Here is a 16,685-nt window from a genome sequence, read left to right as displayed (position 1 = left end):
GTCCATTGCAGCGCCGGCTCCCGCGAACGCCGCGCCCTGCACCGCGTTCGTCGTGCCATCCACCTGTCAGGCCACCACCGCCCCGCCCCGCACCTCGGGCGGCGCCTCCACACGCACCTTCCCGCGCCAGTTCTCCCCGCCCTCCAGCGCCGGCGTCGACTCGAACAACTCCGCGATCCAGTCTGCGAACACGCGCACCTTCTGCGACAGATGCCGGTTGTGCGGATACACGATCGAGATGGGCTTGGGCTTCGGATTGCAGTCCGGCAGCACCTCGACCAGCGAGCCGTCGCGCAGGTTCGGCAGCACCATGAACAGCGTCGGCTGGATCATCCCGAAACCTTCGAGCCCGCACGTCACGTATGCATCCGAATCGTTGACGGTGACGCTGCCGTTCATCCGCACCTCGACCGGCTTGCCCTCGATCATGAACACCCACGGAATCGCGCGCGCACCGTGACTCGCGCGGAAATTGACCGCGTGATGGTCGGCCAGATCGGCGATCTCCTGCGGCTCGCCATGACGCGCCAGATAGCCGGGCGACGCGCAGGTCACGCGCTTGAGCATCCCGATGCGCCGCGCGACCATCGACGAATCCTCAAGCGGGCCGACCCGGATCATGCAGTCGATGCCCTCCTCGACCGGATCCACGTAGCGGTCCGCCAGGCCGAGATCGAGCGTGATGTCCGGATAGCGCTGACGAAAGATCGACAGCGCCGGCAACACGATGCGGCGCCCGAGCGAGCTCGGCATGTGGACGCGAAGCACGCCGCTCGGCTTGCGGTTGCCGGTCTGGAAGCTCGCGTCGGCTTCCGCGATCTCCGAGATGATCTTCATGCAATGCTCGTAGTACGCCGCGCCCTCCGGCGTCAGCGACAGCCGGCGCGTCGTCCGGTGCATCAGGCGCACGCCGAGCAGCGCCTCGAGATTCTGGATGATGGTCGTCACCGACGCGCGCGGCATCGCGAGCGTGTCGGCGGCACGCGTGAAGCTGTTCGCGTCGACCACGCGGGTGAAAACTTCCATTGCCTGGATGCGGTCCATGCTGCGCCCCCTTCGAATCGCCAACAGAACAGAATAGAGCGCGCGGCCGGCGCGGCACAAGCCCCCATCCATTGTTCTCCGCTCACGAATAGTTCCAGCGCTTCGAACTCGAAAGTGATCGAATTTCGTTCAGTTCAGCGCACCGATCGGTCCATCCCCGGTTGCCGCGCCCACGCCACCCGCAGTACGCCCACGCGTTACCGCACGAACCGCTCGCGATATCCCTGCGGCGACACGCCAAGCACGCGCACGAAACTGCGCCGCAACGTCTCTTCCGAACCGAATCCGCACCGCGTGGCGATCCGCTTGACGGGCCACACGGTTTCCCCGAGCAGGCGCTGCGCGGCCTCGACGCGGATCTGCTCGACCGCACGCGCGGGCGTGCGCCCGGTGCCGGCGCGATAATGCCGCACGAAGCTGCGCTCGCTCATGCTGACGCGCTCGGCCAATGCAGGCACGGACAGGTCGGCGGTCAGGTGCTCGGCGATCCATGCATGCAGTTCGCCGAAGCGGTCGTCGGTGCGCTGCATCGACAGCATCGCGCTGAACTGCGCCTGCCCGCCCGGCCGTTTCAGGAACACGACGAGTTCGCGCGCGGCGTCGAGTGCGATCGCCCGCCCGAGATCCTCCTCGACGAGCGCGAGCGCGAGATCGATGCCGGCCGTGACGCCCGCCGACGTCCACAGCGCGCCTTCGCGGATGAAGATCGGATCGGCTTCGACACGCACGTTCGGGTAGCGCGCCGCGAATTCGTCGCAGCGTGCCCAGTGCGTGACCGCGCGCCGCCCGTCCAGCAGGCCGGCCTCGGCGAGCAGGAACGCACCGGTGCAGACCGACGCGACGCGTCGCGCGCGCCGTGCCTGCTGCCGGACCCAGCGCACCATCCGCGCATCCCGCGACGCGGCGTGCACGCCCTTGCCGCCCGCGACGATCACCGTATCCGGCCGGACGGCCGAGCGCAGCGCATCGGCCACCACCACGAGACCGGACGACGTCTCGATCGGCCCCGCCTCGGCGGCCACGACACGCGGCGCATACGGTGCGGGCTGCCCGCGCTCCTGCGCGAGTTCGTTGACGGACGCGAACACCTGCAGCGGCCCGGTCACGTCGAGCAGTTGCGCACCGGGGAACGCGAGGATCAGGATCGAGCGCGAAGCGGCAGACATGGCGATTGGCTGAAAACGTGGGTGATCTGGCAATTTCGCCAAACACTACGCGCCTAGAATCGATCTGTCCATCGAGCGCCGGACGCGGCGTGTCCCCCTTCCATTCGGAGCCTTCGCATGACCCTGCATATCGGCCTTCTCGTGTTTCCGGGCGTCCAGCAACTCGATCTCACCGGCCCGCACGACGTGCTCGCGTCGCTGCCCGACGCGGCGGTTCACCTGGTCTGGAAATCGCGCGACACCGTCGCATCGAGCAGCGGCCTCGCGCTCGCGCCGACCTGCACGTTCGACGATTGCCCGCCGCTCGACGTGATCTGCGTGCCCGGCGGGATCGGGATCAACGACCTGCTGCTCGACGCCGCAACGATCGCGTTCGTGCAGCAGCGCGCGGCCACCGCGCGATACGTGACGTCGGTCTGCACGGGCGCGCTGCTGCTCGGCGTGGCCGGCCTGCTGCGCGGACGCCGCGCGACGACGCACTGGGCGTTTCATGGGCTGCTCGAACCGCTCGGGGCGGTGCCGGTGCACGAGCGCGTGGTGCGCGACGGCAACCTGATCACCGGCGGCGGCGTGACGGCCGGCATCGACTTCGCGCTGACGATCGCCGCCGAACTGGCCGGCGAGGAAGAGGCGCAATCGATCCAGCTCGCCCTCGAATACGCGCCCGCGCCGCCGTTCGACGCAGGCTCGCCGGACACCGCGCCCGCATCGGTCCTGAAGCGCGTGACCGAGCGCTCGGCTGCCGGCCTGGAGAAGCGCAGGCAGCTGATCGAAGCGGCATTGAGCGCGATGTCGCGCTGATCTCGCGCATCCGAAATCCGGCAGGCAGGCCGTCGCACGACGCCACTGCGCCGCCGCCCTGCCGCAACATTCGCACTTCAGGACCACCGATGAAAATCATCCGCAGCACCGCGTTCACCGCGCAGCGCCCATGGGGTGCGCTCGACATTGCCGATCTGAACGGCATTTCGGTCCGCCTGCACTGGACCGATCAGCCGTACCGGTGGCATGTGAACGAAGGCGAGGAAGTCTTCGCGGTGCTCGACGGCCGGGTCGAGATGCGCTATCGCGAAGCGGGCATCGAGCACGCAACGGTGCTCGAAACGGGCGACGTGTTCCACGCGGCGATCGGCACCGAACACGTCGCGCACCCGCTCGGCGAAGCACGCATCCTCGTGATCGAAGCCGCAGGCAGCGTCTGATGCGGGGCAACCGTTCGCGGACGCGTCGGGGCCGTTGATCGCCGCGCCGGCCACCCGGCCATCGTGCCGGAAGGCACGATCGTGGATCGTCACGTCGATCTCGTGTCGGAGGGCTTCGACATCGGGCTGCTGCTGTCGCAACAAGTCAGCCACAACACGCTGGTGAAACGCCCGCTCACGCGACTCAAGCGGATCGTATGCGCAGCGCCGCAGTACGTCGAGCGGCGTGGTGCGCCGGCCCATCCGCACGATCTCGCGTCGCCCACGTGCCTGGCATTCCATGCCGATTTCGCGGGCGAATACCTGTCGTTCGAGCACGACCACACGCGCGTCACCGTGCGGCCGAACAAGTCCGCATCGTCGAACAACATCGGGTTGATCCGGCGCTGGACGATGTCGGGCATGGGCATCGCGGTCCTGTCCGACTTTCTCGTCGAACCGGACCTCGCCGACGGCCGGCTGCTGACGCTCCTCCCCGACTATCGGCTGGAGGCGCTCGAGATGAATATCGCTTACCCGAGCCGGCGCCATTTTCCACGCAAGGTCCGGCTGTTCGTCGATCACCTGATCGAACATTTCGTCAGGTGAATGAAGGATGTAATCGCGCACCATTTTCCGTATCGACGTCGGGGCCCTTCCCCGCCCCCGACCGGCCAGGCCGGCTCGCCGGCTGGCCCGCGGATGGCCGGATCGCAGCCCCCGGGCCTGGCCAGGCCGGGCACGGCTGTTGCGTCCGTGCATCTCCGTAGTGAACGCTCTTGGCAGCCCGCCGTTGAGGACTAAACTAATCCTTAATGAGGCGCGGCCGGAGCCCGTGCCTTCAGGGAGATGCCGCCATGAATCGGCCGCTGAATCGCATCCTGCCGCGCATGACCGGTAGCGCATCGGTCTGGACGTGGATCAAGTGGTCTTTGCTGGCCGCGCTGCTGATCGCGATCGCGATCATTGCGCGGCTCGTCATGACCGAGATCGAGACGTCGCGCCTGCAGGCGCACTACTTGTCCGACCTCACCCGTGACGTCGGCTACACCATCGAGACGGGCGCGAGCGATCACATCCGCTTCCCCGCCAACGGCCCGTACGACCAGCGCCTCGGCTACGCGATGATTCCTGCGTTCCAGCAGCGTCTGCTCGCGCGCGGCTTCGTCGTGGGCAAGCAGGCGCGCGATTCCGAGCGGATGCTGTCGCTCGCCGATCACGGCCTGTTCCTGCCTTACGAAGAGAAAGACCAGGCCGGGCTGATGCTGTTCGATTCGACCGGCTCGCCGCTGTTCGCGACCGTGTTCCCGCAGCGCGTGTACGCCGATTTCGACACGGTGCCGCGCGTGGTCGCCGATTCGCTGCTGTTCATCGAGGACCGCTACCTGCTCGACGCGAACCAGCCGAACCGCAACCCGGCGATCGACTGGGGACGCTTCAGCCGCGCGGTCGCCGACCAGGCGATGCACGTCGTCAACCGTCACCAGACGCGCCCGGGCGGCAGCACGCTCGCGACGCAGATCGAGAAGTTCCGCCATTCGCCCGACGGCCGCACCGCGACGCCGCCGGAGAAGCTGCGGCAGATCGCGTCCGCGTCGATCCTCGCGTACCTGAACGGCCCGCAGACGATGCTCGCGCGCCGCTCGATCCTCGTGCGCTACCTGAACTCGGTGCCACTCGCCGCGCGGCCGCATGTCGGCGAGATCACCGGCATCGGCGACGGCCTCGCCGCGTGGTACGGCCGCGACTTCAACGACGTGAACCGCATCCTGTCGGCGCCGACGACCGGCGACAACGTCGACGAACAGGGCAAGACGTTCCGCGAGGTGCTGTCGCTGATCATCGCGCAGCGCGCGCCGTCGTACTTCCTGAATCGCGGCTATCCGGCGCTGCAGAAGCTGACCGACAGCTACCTGCGGCTGCTGTCGAACGGCGGCGTGATCTCGCCCGCGCTGCGCGATGCCGCGCTGGCCGCGCAGATAGAGCGTAGCGCGCCGCCGGCCGCCGCGCACGTGCAGTCGTTCGTGTCGCGCAAGGCCGTGTCGTCGGCGCGCGCGTCGCTGCTGTCGGCGCTCGGCATCAGCGACGTGTATCAGCTCGACCAGTTCGACCTGGAGGCGACCAGCACGCTCGACAACGGCGTGCAGCAGGCGGTGGCCGAACGGCTCGCGCGGGCCTCGACCCGCGACGGCGCGCAGGCCGCCGGCCTGTACGGCTTCGAGATGCTCGCGCCGAAGGACGACCCGTCGCACCTCACGTACAGCTTCACGCTGTACGAGCGTCGCAACGGCGCGAACATGTTGCGCGTGCAGACCGACAGCGTGAACCAGCCGTTCGACGTGAACCGCGGCGGCCGCATCAACCTCGGCTCGACCGCGAAACTGCGCACGCTGATCACCTACCTGCAGATCGTCTCCGACCTGCACGCGCGCTACGGCAACCTGTCGAACGCGCAACTCGCGCAGGTGAAGCCCGACCCGATCGACGGGCTGTCGCACTGGGCGCTCGACTACCTGTCGCATACGCGCGATCGCTCGCTGCAGGCAATGCTCGACGCGGCGGTCGAACGCAAGTATTCGGCGAGCCCCGACGTGTTCTACACGGGCGGCGGCGCGCAGGTGTTCTCGAACTTCGAGAAGTCGGACAACGGCCGGATCCTGACGCTGCACGCGGCGTTCGAGCATTCGGTCAACCTCGTGTTCGTGCGGCTGATGCGCGACATCGTCCATTACGAGATGCTCAAGACGGCCGGCCCGTCGTCGTCGTGGCTCGGCGATCCCGAGCAGCGCAAGCATTACCTCGAACAGTTCGTCGACGGCGAAAGCAAGGTCTACGTGAAGCGCTATTACACGCGCTATGCGGGCAAGGCGCCCGACGACGCACTCGCGCTGATGCTGCAGGACGTGCGCAAGTCGCCGCCGAAGATCGCGACGGTGCTGCGCAGCGTCGCGCCGAACGGATCGCTCGCGTGGTTCGATGCGCAGATGCGCGCGCAGCTGAAGGGCACGCCGGCCGCTTCGCTGTCGGACGACGATCTCGCCGCGCTCTATGCGAAGTATGCGATCGACCGCTTCAACCTCAACGATCGCGGCTACATCGCGAGTGTCCACCCGCTCGCGCTGTGGACGCTCAACTACCTGCGCGCGCACCCGAACGCGTCGCTCGACGAGGTCCAGCGCGATAGTCACGATGCGCGCTTCTACACCTATTCGTGGCTGTACAAGACGCGCTACCGCGGGACCCAGGACCGGCGCATCCGCCGCATGGTCGAGCTGCGTGCGTACGGGGAAATCACGAAGGCGTGGCGCGCGCTCGGCTACCCGTTCGCGGAAGTCACGCCATCGTACGCGGCCGCGATCGGCGCATCGGGCGACCAGCCCGACGCGCTCGCGAAACTGATCGGCCTGATCGCGAACGGCGGCCAGAAGGCGCCGACCGAGACGATCACCCGCCTCGACTTCGCGAAGGGCACGCCGTACGAAACGCGCTTCGTACGCGCGGCTGCACAGCCGCAGCCGACACTGTCGCCGGAGATCGTCAACGTGACGCGCACGCTGCTGCGCGACGTCGTGCTGAACGGTACCGGGCGGCGCCTTGCGGGCGGCTTCACGCTGCCCGACGGCAAGACGCTCGAGGTGTACGGCAAGACGGGGACGGGCGACCAGCGCTTCAATGTCTATGCGCGTGGCGCGCGGCTGATCGAGTCGCGCAAGGTCAATCGCAGCGGCACGTTCGTGTTCGTGCTCGGCGACCGCTTCTTCGGCGTGCTGACCGCGACCGCGCACGAGCCGTACGCGGCACGCTACGACTTCACGAGCGCGATGGCCGTGCAGTTGCTGAAGTCGATGGCGCCGGCGCTCGCACCGCTGATCGAGCGCCCGGCCACGGGCCCGGCACCGCAGGCGGAAACGCCGACGCCGCAGGCCGCGGCCAGGCCGTCCTGACGACGCCCCGTACGCTCACGCGACGACGCACCGCTCAGTGCGAGCGGCCGTCGTAGTGCGTGACGGGCAGCGCATCGATATCGACATCCTCGAGACATCGCACGTTGATCGCGGCCATCTCGGTGCCGTTCGGATGAGTCCCCTCGCCGAACGTGTGAATCCCGCATCGCTTGCAGAAGCGATGCCGGATCACGTGCTTGTTGAACATGTAGGTCGCGAGATTCTCGTCGGGTGTGAGGAGCGTCATGTGATCGCGCGGCACGAACCACATCAGCGCGCCCTTGCGCCGGCAGATCGAGCAGTTGCAGGCCATCACGCCCTGCAGGTCGCCTTCCGCCTCGAACTTCACGTCGCCGCAGTGACAGCTTCCACGATAGAGCATGGTCGTCTCCCGGGGCAGCCCGTGCGCGTCGACGGCATCCCGGCGGGACACCGTTGGCCGGGCCGGCTCAAGCGGTTACAGTAGCGCGCACCCGCGTCGCGCGCAATGCCCGGCGCCACCCGTCCCGAACCGCTCCGACCACGAGGAAAACCGCCATGCTCGAACTGCGTCCCGGCTGCGAATGCTGCGACAAGGACCTGCCGCCCGATGCGGCGGATGCGCTCATTTGTACCTTTGAATGTACCTTTTGCGCGACCTGCGCCAACGACGTGCTGAAGGGCCGCTGCCCAAACTGCGGCGGCGAGCTGGTGGCGCGCCCGCGCCGGCCGGCGAGCCTGCTCGCGAAGTATCCGGCGTCGACGCAACGCGTGCTGAAGCCGGGCGGCTGCCCGAACCACTGACGGCACGACGACGCCCTTCCCGTCACGACATCTCGATCCGCGCGCGCGTCACCGCGAGCAGCGACGCCATCGCGCGGCGCGCGCCGTCCTCGTCGCGCACGCGAATCGCATCGCTGACCGCCGCATGCTCGGCGAGCGACGCGTTGAACACGTCCGCGCGGCGCGCGTTCAGATGCAGTTGCGCCTCGAGCGTGCGGTCGATCAGCGCGCCGAGCGGCACCAGCAGCTCGTTGCCACCGGCCTCCAGCACGCTCAGGTGAAAGCGCAGGTCCGCGCGCACCCATTCGTCGACATTGCGCGCGGCGGCCATCGCGCGCACCGCGTCCTCGATCGCGTCGAAAGCACCCGGCCCGTGCGCGCGCGCGGCCAGCGCGGCCGCGTGCGGCTCGATCATCTCGCGCATCTCCTGCAGCTTCAGCGCGAACGCAAGCGGCGGCGCGACCCGCGCATACCAGTCGAGCAGATCGGCGTCGAGCAGGTTCCACGCGCGGCGCGGCCGCACGCGCGTGCCGACCTTCGGCCGCGATTCGACCAGCCCTTTCGACGTAAGCGTGCGCAGCGCCTCGCGCAGCACCGTGCGGCTCACGCCGAACATCTCCATCAGGTCCGGCTCCCGCGGCAGCAGCGACTCGGGCGGGTAGTCGCCGCGCAGGATCGCCGTCGCCAGCTGAAAGGCCGTCTGTCCATGCAGGTCGCGTTGAATGATCGTCCTCCGTTGAGCGGGCACGCGTCGGCTGCCCACTATCTGCACAATAATACTATTAATACTATTTTTTATCGGGCTGCGCTAGGATAACCGCCACGTACTCGACCGGCGCCGCATCCGCACGTCCGCGCCGGTCAACCCTGGAGACTCGCGCCATGAAAATCACCCGCCTCGAAACCTTCGTCGTCCCGCCGCGCTGGCTGTTCCTCAAGATCGAAACCGACGAAGGGATCGTCGGCTGGGGCGAGCCGATCGTCGAAGGACGCGCGCATACGGTCGAGGCCGCCGTGCAGGAGCTCGCCGACTACCTGGTCGGCCGCGACCCGCTGCTGATCGAGGATCACTGGCAGGTGATGTATCGCGCCGGCTTCTACCGCGGCGGCCCGATCATGATGAGCGCGATCGCGGGCGTCGACCAGGCGTTGTGGGACATCAAGGGCAAGCATCACGGCGTGCCGGTGCACGCGCTGCTCGGCGGGCAGGTGCGCGATCGCATCAAGGTGTATTCGTGGATCGGCGGCGACCGCCCGAGCGACGTTGCGAACAACGCGCGCGCGGTGGTCGAGCGCGGCTTCAAGGCGGTGAAGATGAACGGCTCCGAGGAGTTGCAGATCGTCGACACCTACGACAAGGTCGAACAGGTGATCGCCAACGTTGCGGCGGTGCGCGACGCGGTCGGCCCGCACGTCGGGATCGGCGTCGATTTCCACGGCCGCGTGCACAAGCCGATGGCGAAGGTGCTCGCGAAGGAGCTCGATCCGTACAAGCTGATGTTCATCGAGGAGCCGGTGCTGTCGGAGAATGCCGAGGCGTTGCGCGACATCGTCAACCAGACCAACACGCCGATCGCGCTCGGCGAACGGCTTTACTCGCGCTGGGACTTCAAGCACATCCTCGCGGGCGGCTACGTCGACATCATCCAGCCCGACGCGTCGCACGCGGGCGGCATCACCGAGTGCCGCAAGATCGCGACGCTCGCGGAAAGCTATGACGTCGCACTTGCGCTGCACTGCCCGCTCGGCCCGATCGCGCTGGCCGCGTGCCTGCAGCTCGACGCGGTCAGCTACAACGCGTTCATCCAGGAGCAGAGCCTCGGCATCCACTACAACCAGGGCAACGACCTGCTCGACTACCTGCGCAACCCCGAGGTGTTCCGCTACGAAGACGGCTTCGTCGCGATCCCGCAGGGCCCGGGGCTCGGCATCGACGTCAACGAGGAGAAGGTGCGCGAGATGGCGCAGACGGGCCACCGCTGGCGCAATCCGGTGTGGCGCCACGCAGACGGCAGCGTCGCCGAATGGTGACCGGTGGTGAGATAGTCGAGTTGCGCGGCGGGCACGCCGCGCATCGACTTCGACACGACTGCCCGACAAGCGGCCGTGTTTGCATCCGCGGCACGCGCAGGCGGCCGGCCCTGCGCCGCCCCGCGCCAGCCGTCAGCCGAGCGCCGCGAACCCCGGCACGCTGAACGACAGCACCGCGGCCGCGATGAACACGCCGATTATCGTCAGCGCCTCGAGATGCAGGATATTGCGGAACGTGTGCGCATCCTCGGTCGACGCGGTGCGGCGCAGGCGCGGCAGCGCGGAGAAGCGGTTCAGCCCGCCGAGCACGAGCGCGAGCGAGACGAGCAGCAGCTTGAGCAACAGCACGCGCCCCCACGTGCTGCCGTCGAGCGGCGCGAGCGAGCCGCCGAGCCCGCGCAGCGCATTGAGCACACCCGTGCCGAGCACGAATACGACCGCGATCACCGACGTACGCGACAGTTGCTGACCGATTCGGATCAGCCCGCCGCGCGCGACCGACGAGCCGAGCACCGGCAGCACCGCGAGCCCGCCCGCGAGCACGAGGCCGCCCCACACCGCGGTGGCGAGCAGGTGCAGCGTCTGCACGCCGACCGCCGCGGACAGCGCGCCCGTGTCGGCCGCATGGCCGAGCGACGCCTTGCCGGCCGCGACCACGATCACCGCGAGCCACAGCACCGCGTGCGCGAGCGGGCCGTCCGGCTTCGCGAGCGCGACGATCGCGAGCACCACCGCGCCGACGAACGCGACGCTCCACGCGAAGCCCGCGTGCGTCTGCGTCAGCATGGTCGGGATCGCGGCGAACGCGCCGCCGAGCCCCGTGCCGCTCATCGACGCGGCTTCGTACAGCAGCCAGCCGAGATCGGCGAGCACGAGCGCCAGCGCCGCCGCGACCAGCGAATGTTGCGCGCGCAGCCATGCCGGGTGCGACGGCGCGACGACCGGCCGTGCACCGTCCTTGCCGAGCCATGCCTTGAGCAGCGCCGAGCCGATCGCCATCGCGAACGTCGCGTCCATCAGCGCGCCGAGCGCGACCTGCCCGATCCACAAGCTGTCGACCTTCATCGCGCGCGCCCTCCCTGAAACGGCAGGCCGGTCGCGTGACGACAGGCGGAACAGCAACGGGAAGGCGGCAACGGCACGGTAGAAAACGTCATCGATGATTCCGGAAACGGGAGAAATGACTGGGTCTGCGGCGGAGGCGGCGCCGCGCGACCCGCGAGTGTACGGTCTTCGATGGTCAAAGCGCACGCCGGTTCACACGACCAGAGCATAAAGCGCGTCAAATTGTCGCAAGTCGCAAACAGACAGGAACCGATGTCCTTTTGCCAAATAGCCGTCATTACCCATCGATGATAGAATGCCGCGTCGCAGCAGCCCGGCTGTCCTGCCGTCCATGCGCCGAGCCGATCGTAGCCCGGACAAGGTCCCCGACGAATAAACATGGAGTCTCGTGTGTCTTCAAGACGCCTCTTCCGTCCGTTGCTCGCCGTTCTGTTGATCGGTGGCGCGGGCCTTACGAGCGCTGCCCAAGCGCAGACCAAGCCCACGGAGCAAGCGCACGCCCAGCAGGCGCCGCTCAAGGCACCCGATACGATGGCCGAGCGCGTGCGCGGCTGTACTGCATGCCATGGCGTTCACGGCCAGGGTACGGACAACGACTATTTCCCGCGGCTTGCCGGCAAACCGGCGGACTACCTGTACAACCAGCTCGTCAACTTCCGTGACGGCCGGCGCAAGTACCCGCCGATGAACTACCTGCTGACGTACCTGAACGACGATTACCTGAAAGAGATCGCCGAGCACTTCTCGGCCGAGCGTCCGCCGTACCCGACGCCGGCCAAGCCGACGCTGCCGGCCGCGACGCTCGCGCGCGGCAAGCAGCTCGTCACGCAAGGCGACCCGTCCCGCAAGCTGCCGGCCTGCGTGGCCTGCCACGGCGCAGGGCTGACCGGCATGCAGCCGGCGATCCCGGGCCTCGTCGGCCTGCACGCCGATTACCTGAGCGCACAGCTCGGCGCATGGCGCTCGGGCAACCGCCACGCGAAGGCGCCTGACTGCATGCACGACATCGCGTCGAAGCTGTCGGACGAAGACGTGACCGCCGTGACCGCATGGCTCGCCGCGCAACCGGCGCCCGCCAACCCCGTGCCGGCCCCGGCGCGTTCGATGAAGACTCCGCTCGCCTGCGGCAGCGAACCGCAATAAGGCAAGGGAGACAGACACAATGAAACGCAAGTCCTTGTTTGCACTCTCGGCTGTCGCGATCGTCGCGGCCGCCGCCCTCGTGCCGGTCCTGTGGCCGGGCAACGACACGCTGCACGGCGCTTCCGCCGTCGCGGCCACGCCGGCCGACCAGGCCGCGCAGATCAAGAAGGGCGAATACCTCGCGCGCGTCGGCGACTGTATCGCGTGCCATACCGTGCGCGGCGGCAAGTCGTTCGCGGGCGGCCTGCCGATGGCGACGCCGTTCGGCACGATGTACACGCCGAACATCACGCCGGACGACAAGGACGGCATCGGCAAGTGGACGTCGGACGACTTCTACCGCGCAATGCACACCGGTCGTTCGAAGGACGGCAGCCTGCTCTACCCGGGCTTCCCGTTCGCGAGCTACACGAAGGTCACGCGCGCCGATTCGGACGCGATCTACGCGTACCTGCGTTCGGTCCCGCCGGTATCGGTGCCGAGCCGTCCGCACGAACTGAAGTTCCCGTTCAACAACCGCAACCTGCTGATCGGCTGGCGCACGCTGTTCTTCAAGGAAGGCGAGTACAAGGCGGATCCGACCAAGTCGGTCGAATGGAACCGCGGTGCTTACCTCGTCGAAGGCCTCGGCCACTGCTCGATGTGCCACACGTCGATCAACATGATGGGCGGCCCGGTGAACTCGGCGGCCTTCGCGGGCGGCCTGATCCCGCTGCAGAACTGGTATGCGCCGTCGCTGACGAACGACAAGGAACTCGGCCTCGGCGACTGGCACGTGGAAGAGCTGTCCAACCTGCTGCAGGCCGGCGTGTCGAACCAGGGCGCGGTATTCGGCCCGATGGCCGACGTCGTGCACAACAGCCTCCAGTACATGAACGACGAAGATACGCGCGCGATGTCGACGTACCTGAAGTCGATCCCGCAGAAGGCTGAAGCGCCGAAGAACATGCAGTACGAGCCGTCGAAGCAGTTCGGCAACACGCTGTTCGACCAGGGCAAGAAGATCTACGCGGACAACTGCGCGACCTGCCACGCTGCAACCGGCTCGGGCAAGCCGCCGGCGTATCCGCCGCTCGCGGGCAACCACTCGATCGTGATGGAATCGGCAGTCAACCCGATCCGCATGGTGCTGAACGGTGGCTATCCGCCGAGCACGTTCAAGAATCCGCGTCCGTACGGGATGCCGCCGTTCGCACAGTCGCTGTCGAACCAGGAAGTCGCGGCGGTGGTAACCTATATCCGGATGTCGTGGGGCAACAACGGTACGCCGATCTCGCCGCAACAGGTGAGCGACCTGCGTTCCGCGCCGCTTGACTAAATAGCGCGCGACACAAACGGGGGCGCGGCTGCGGGAAACCGCAGCCGCGCCCCTTTGCTTTTTGCGACGCCAGTTCCCCGCGCAGGCCGCGCGAGGCGTCGCCGATCATAAAACTCCAGAGTGGTATCTATGTCTTTCGAATCTCTCGGCCTGGCCGAACCGCTCGTCAAGGCGGTCAACGAGCTCGGCTACACGTCGCCGACACCCATCCAGCAGCAAGCGATCCCTGCCGTCCTCGGCGGCGGCGACCTGCTCGCCGGCGCACAGACCGGCACCGGCAAGACCGCCGGCTTCACGCTGCCGATCCTGCAGCGCCTGCACACGTTCTACGCCGAGCATCGCGGCGCGAAGCGCGCGATCCGCGCGCTGATCCTCACGCCGACGCGCGAACTCGCCGCCCAGGTCGAGGAAAGCGTGCGCGCATACAGCAAGTACCTGAAGCTGCGCTCGACCGTGATGTTCGGCGGCGTCAGCATCAATCCGCAGATCGATGCACTCAAGCGCGGCGTCGACATCGTCGTCGCGACGCCGGGGCGCCTGCTCGATCACATGCAGCAGAAGACGATCGACCTGTCGAACCTCGACATCCTCGTGCTCGACGAAGCCGACCGGATGCTCGACATGGGCTTCATCCACGACATCAAGCGCGTGCTCGCGAAGCTGCCGCCGGAGCGCCAGAACCTGCTGTTCTCGGCGACCTTCTCCGACGAGATCAAGGCGCTCGCCGACAACCTGCTCGATTCGCCGGCGCTGATCGAAGTCGCGCGCCGCAACACCACCGCGGAAAGCGTCGCGCAGAAGATCCACCCGGTCGACCGCGATCGCAAGCGCGAGCTGCTCACGCACCTGATCCGCGAACACAACTGGTTCCAGGTGCTCGTGTTCACGCGCACCAAGCACGGCGCGAACCGGCTCGCCGAACAGCTGACGAAGGACGGCATCAGCGCGATGGCCATCCACGGCAACAAGAGCCAGTCGGCACGCACGCGCGCGCTCGCGGAATTCAAGAACAGCACGCTGCAGGTGCTGGTCGCGACCGACATCGCCGCACGCGGGATCGACATCGACCAGCTGCCGCACGTCGTCAACTTCGACCTGCCGAACGTGCCCGAGGATTACGTGCACCGGATCGGCCGGACGGGCCGCGCGGGCGCGACCGGCGAAGCCGTGTCGCTCGTGTGCGTCGACGAGAAGCAGCTGCTGCGCGACATCGAGCGGCTGATCAAGCGCGAGATTCCGCAGGAAGTGATCGCGGGCTTCGAACCCGATCCGACCGCGAAGCCGGAGCCGATCCAGCAACGCCGCGGGCAGCAGCCGCGCGGCGGCGGCGGCGGCGGCGGCGGCGGCGGCGGCGGCGGTGGCGGCGGCAATCGCCAGCCGCGTGCAGGGGGCTCAGGCCAGCCTGCCGCGAAGCGCGACGGCAACAACGCGCAGCCGAAGGCCGCGAAGGCAGCCAAGCCGCGCACGGCCGGCGGCACGAGCGGCAACGCCAACAGCGGCGGTCGTCCGTCCGGCGGCAACAGCGCGCGTCCCGCCAACGGCAATGCCGCGCATGCGAACCGCAACCGTTCGTCGCGCAGCGGCCAGCGCGGTCACTGAAGCCGCGCGGCCGCGCGCCGCAGGTGCTCGACCTGGCGCTGCCAGCGTGCGAGCACCTCGGCGCGCTCCCCTTCCAGCGCGAACGTGACACCAGTCGCGAGACGCGCATAGCCGACCCGCTGCGCATCGCCGTGCGCGATCGTCGCAGCGAATCCGGCCAGTCCGCCGAACTCTCCTTCGAGCGGCTCGATCCTCAGTTGTGCCTGCCAGAATGCGCCGTCCGCGACGAGCGTCAGCGCAGCCGTGCGCCGTTGCACCAGCGCGCGCGCCGCGCGCGATTGCGGCCATAGCGCGAGCAGCAGCGTACGCGCATCGCGCGCATGGATCTCGCCGACGCTGAGCAGCGTCGTGCGCAACTGGCCGTCGTCGGTCGCGACGATCAACGATGCGGCAAAGTCGGCATGGCGTTCGAGCGCGGTGCCGTCGAACAGCGCGACGACGGCCGGCGGCCACGCATCGAACGTCCATTGTTCGAGCGCGTGGCGATGGGAATCGGTCATGATGGCGGCCCCGGTGGAAAGCAGACGATGATGCCGCAGCATACGCGCGAAGGGCCGCGCGGTGACGCTCAGCGCAGGAACACGTGCCGCGTGATTTTCGCCAGCGGATAGTGGACGCCCGGCTGGATCTTCGCGGGCAGGTCGAGCGGCTTGAGCAGCATCTTCACGCACATGTCGGCCGACAGGTTGCGCCGTACGAGCGAACTGATGCGCGCGGCACGCTCGCGGTTGTACTGGCTGTCGCCGACGCGATCCGGATAGCGGATCGCGAACACGTGGCGCAGCGCGATCTCCGAATCCTCGTTCTTGATTTCCATCACGCGGCGCATCAGCGCGCCGAGCACCGCGAGCCGGCCATTCCCCTCGCGCTGGTTGTACTTCTTGAAGAACTTGAAGAAGTGCTTGTAGTGACGCACTTCGTCCGTGCGGATGTTGTCGGTGATTTCCTTCAGCACGGGCTCGTCCGAGCATTCGTTGATCGCGCGATAGAGCGTGGCCGTACCCGTCTCGACGACGCAGCGCGCGACCATCTCGAGCGCGCGGGTCTTCTCGAACGCCTCGACCGAGCAGGTCTTCGAATACTCGGCGAAGAAATTCGCGAAAGCGGTGTCCCAGTCGAACTCGGGCCACACGTGCGCGATGTACGCCTTCAGCGCGCGCCCGTGCTGCAGTTCCTCATGCTCCCATGCATTGTTGAGCCACGCGGAGACTTCCGGATCGTCGTTGAAGAACTCGCTCAGGTTGCTCGTGTAGAGATCCGAGCCGCTTTCGATGAACGACGATGCGCACAGCAGCAGCAGCAGATCCTCGTTCGCGGCGGCGCGCTGACGATCGATCCGGTTCAGGTCGATGTCCTCGATACGCCACGGCATGACGTGCGTCGTTTCGGTGTCCATGGTGGTGCGCTCCCAGTCGTCGCGCGGCCGGCCGTC

15 protein-coding genes and 1 pseudogene are annotated in these 16,685 nt (G+C 67.8%); 9 read left to right on the top strand and 7 right to left on the bottom strand.

All coding sequences use genetic code 11. The features are described from left to right. Nucleotides 1–66: 66 nt before the first annotated feature. A complete protein-coding gene (locus tag GEM_RS03870) occupies nucleotides 67–1,044 on the bottom strand; it encodes a LysR family transcriptional regulator (RefSeq protein ID WP_014896145.1) in 978 nt (325 codons plus the stop codon). A 197-nt stretch (nucleotides 1,045–1,241) separates the two neighbouring features. Beyond that, complete coding sequence (locus GEM_RS03865) at nucleotides 1,242–2,210, bottom strand: GlxA family transcriptional regulator (protein ID WP_014896144.1); 969 nt, start codon at nucleotides 2,208–2,210, stop codon at nucleotides 1,242–1,244. A 117-nt stretch (nucleotides 2,211–2,327) separates the two neighbouring features. On the opposite strand from GEM_RS03865, the gene GEM_RS03860 reads away from it, so the two are divergent. The 4 genes and pseudogenes from GEM_RS03860 to GEM_RS03845 all read left to right on the top strand — a co-directional run bounded on the left by GEM_RS03860 (nucleotide 2,328) and on the right by GEM_RS03845 (nucleotide 7,335). Beyond that, nucleotides 2,328–3,011, top strand: a complete 684-nt coding sequence (locus tag GEM_RS03860) for a DJ-1/PfpI family protein (RefSeq protein ID WP_014896143.1) — start codon at nucleotides 2,328–2,330, stop codon at nucleotides 3,009–3,011. Between the two features lie 89 nt (nucleotides 3,012–3,100). Continuing rightward, complete coding sequence (locus GEM_RS03855) at nucleotides 3,101–3,412, top strand: cupin domain-containing protein (protein WP_014896142.1); 312 nt, start codon at nucleotides 3,101–3,103, stop codon at nucleotides 3,410–3,412. Nucleotides 3,413–3,463: 51 nt separating this feature from the next. Next, nucleotides 3,464–4,000, top strand: a pseudogene (locus tag GEM_RS03850) (substrate binding domain-containing protein); the annotation flags it as partial. Nucleotides 4,001–4,248: 248 nt separating this feature from the next. Beyond that, complete coding sequence (locus GEM_RS03845) at nucleotides 4,249–7,335, top strand: biosynthetic peptidoglycan transglycosylase (RefSeq protein ID WP_014896140.1); 3,087 nt, start codon at nucleotides 4,249–4,251, stop codon at nucleotides 7,333–7,335. Nucleotides 7,336–7,369: 34 nt separating this feature from the next. Here GEM_RS03845 and GEM_RS03840 read toward each other — a convergent pair whose 3' ends face one another. Beyond that, complete coding sequence (locus tag GEM_RS03840; protein ID WP_014896139.1) at nucleotides 7,370–7,717, bottom strand: GFA family protein; 348 nt, start codon at nucleotides 7,715–7,717, stop codon at nucleotides 7,370–7,372. 155 nt (nucleotides 7,718–7,872) lie between these two features. On the opposite strand from GEM_RS03840, the gene GEM_RS03835 reads away from it, so the two are divergent. Beyond that, on the top strand, nucleotides 7,873–8,118 hold the full coding sequence (locus GEM_RS03835) for a DUF1272 domain-containing protein (RefSeq protein ID WP_014896138.1): 246 nt from the start codon (nucleotides 7,873–7,875) through the stop codon (nucleotides 8,116–8,118). Nucleotides 8,119–8,140: 22 nt separating this feature from the next. Here the strand turns inward: GEM_RS03835 and GEM_RS03830 are convergent, their stop codons facing one another. Beyond that, nucleotides 8,141–8,845 carry a FadR/GntR family transcriptional regulator gene (locus GEM_RS03830; protein ID WP_014896137.1) on the bottom strand — a complete coding sequence of 235 codons (705 nt, stop codon included), beginning with the start codon at nucleotides 8,843–8,845 and terminating at the stop codon, nucleotides 8,141–8,143. Nucleotides 8,846–8,979: 134 nt separating this feature from the next. Between GEM_RS03830 and dgoD the strand changes: the two genes are divergently transcribed. Continuing rightward, nucleotides 8,980–10,128: a galactonate dehydratase gene (dgoD, locus tag GEM_RS03825; protein WP_014896136.1), complete on the top strand. Its 1,149-nt coding sequence runs from the start codon at nucleotides 8,980–8,982 to the stop codon at nucleotides 10,126–10,128. A 132-nt stretch (nucleotides 10,129–10,260) separates the two neighbouring features. Here the strand turns inward: dgoD and GEM_RS03820 are convergent, their stop codons facing one another. Beyond that, nucleotides 10,261–11,193 carry a CopD family protein gene (locus GEM_RS03820; protein ID WP_014896135.1) on the bottom strand — a complete coding sequence of 311 codons (933 nt, stop codon included), beginning with the start codon at nucleotides 11,191–11,193 and terminating at the stop codon, nucleotides 10,261–10,263. A 378-nt stretch (nucleotides 11,194–11,571) separates the two neighbouring features. On the opposite strand from GEM_RS03820, the gene GEM_RS03815 reads away from it, so the two are divergent. The 3 genes from GEM_RS03815 to GEM_RS03805 all read left to right on the top strand — a co-directional run bounded on the left by GEM_RS03815 (nucleotide 11,572) and on the right by GEM_RS03805 (nucleotide 15,253). Further along, complete coding sequence (locus tag GEM_RS03815) at nucleotides 11,572–12,336, top strand: c-type cytochrome (protein ID WP_014896134.1); 765 nt, start codon at nucleotides 11,572–11,574, stop codon at nucleotides 12,334–12,336. 19 nt (nucleotides 12,337–12,355) lie between these two features. After that, nucleotides 12,356–13,654, top strand: a complete 1,299-nt coding sequence (locus GEM_RS03810) for a c-type cytochrome (RefSeq protein ID WP_014896133.1) — start codon at nucleotides 12,356–12,358, stop codon at nucleotides 13,652–13,654. Between the two features lie 129 nt (nucleotides 13,655–13,783). Beyond that, entirely contained in the window at nucleotides 13,784–15,253 is a 1,470-nt protein-coding gene (locus tag GEM_RS03805) for a DEAD/DEAH box helicase (protein ID WP_014896132.1), read from the top strand. Here GEM_RS03805 and GEM_RS03800 read toward each other — a convergent pair. Then, nucleotides 15,247–15,753, bottom strand: a complete 507-nt coding sequence (locus tag GEM_RS03800; protein WP_014896131.1) for a hypothetical protein — start codon at nucleotides 15,751–15,753, stop codon at nucleotides 15,247–15,249. The genes GEM_RS03805 and GEM_RS03800 overlap by 7 nt on opposite strands. 68 nt (nucleotides 15,754–15,821) lie before the next feature. Then, nucleotides 15,822–16,649 (bottom strand): ferritin-like domain-containing protein, encoded by an 828-nt coding sequence (locus GEM_RS03795; protein ID WP_014896130.1) that lies wholly within the window; start codon nucleotides 16,647–16,649, stop codon nucleotides 15,822–15,824. Nucleotides 16,650–16,685: the final 36 nt, after the last annotated feature.

Source organism: Burkholderia cepacia GG4, assembly GCF_000292915.1.
Taxonomy (GTDB): domain Bacteria; phylum Pseudomonadota; class Gammaproteobacteria; order Burkholderiales; family Burkholderiaceae; genus Burkholderia; species Burkholderia cepacia_D.
This window is presented reverse-complemented; position numbering and strand designations above follow the sequence as displayed.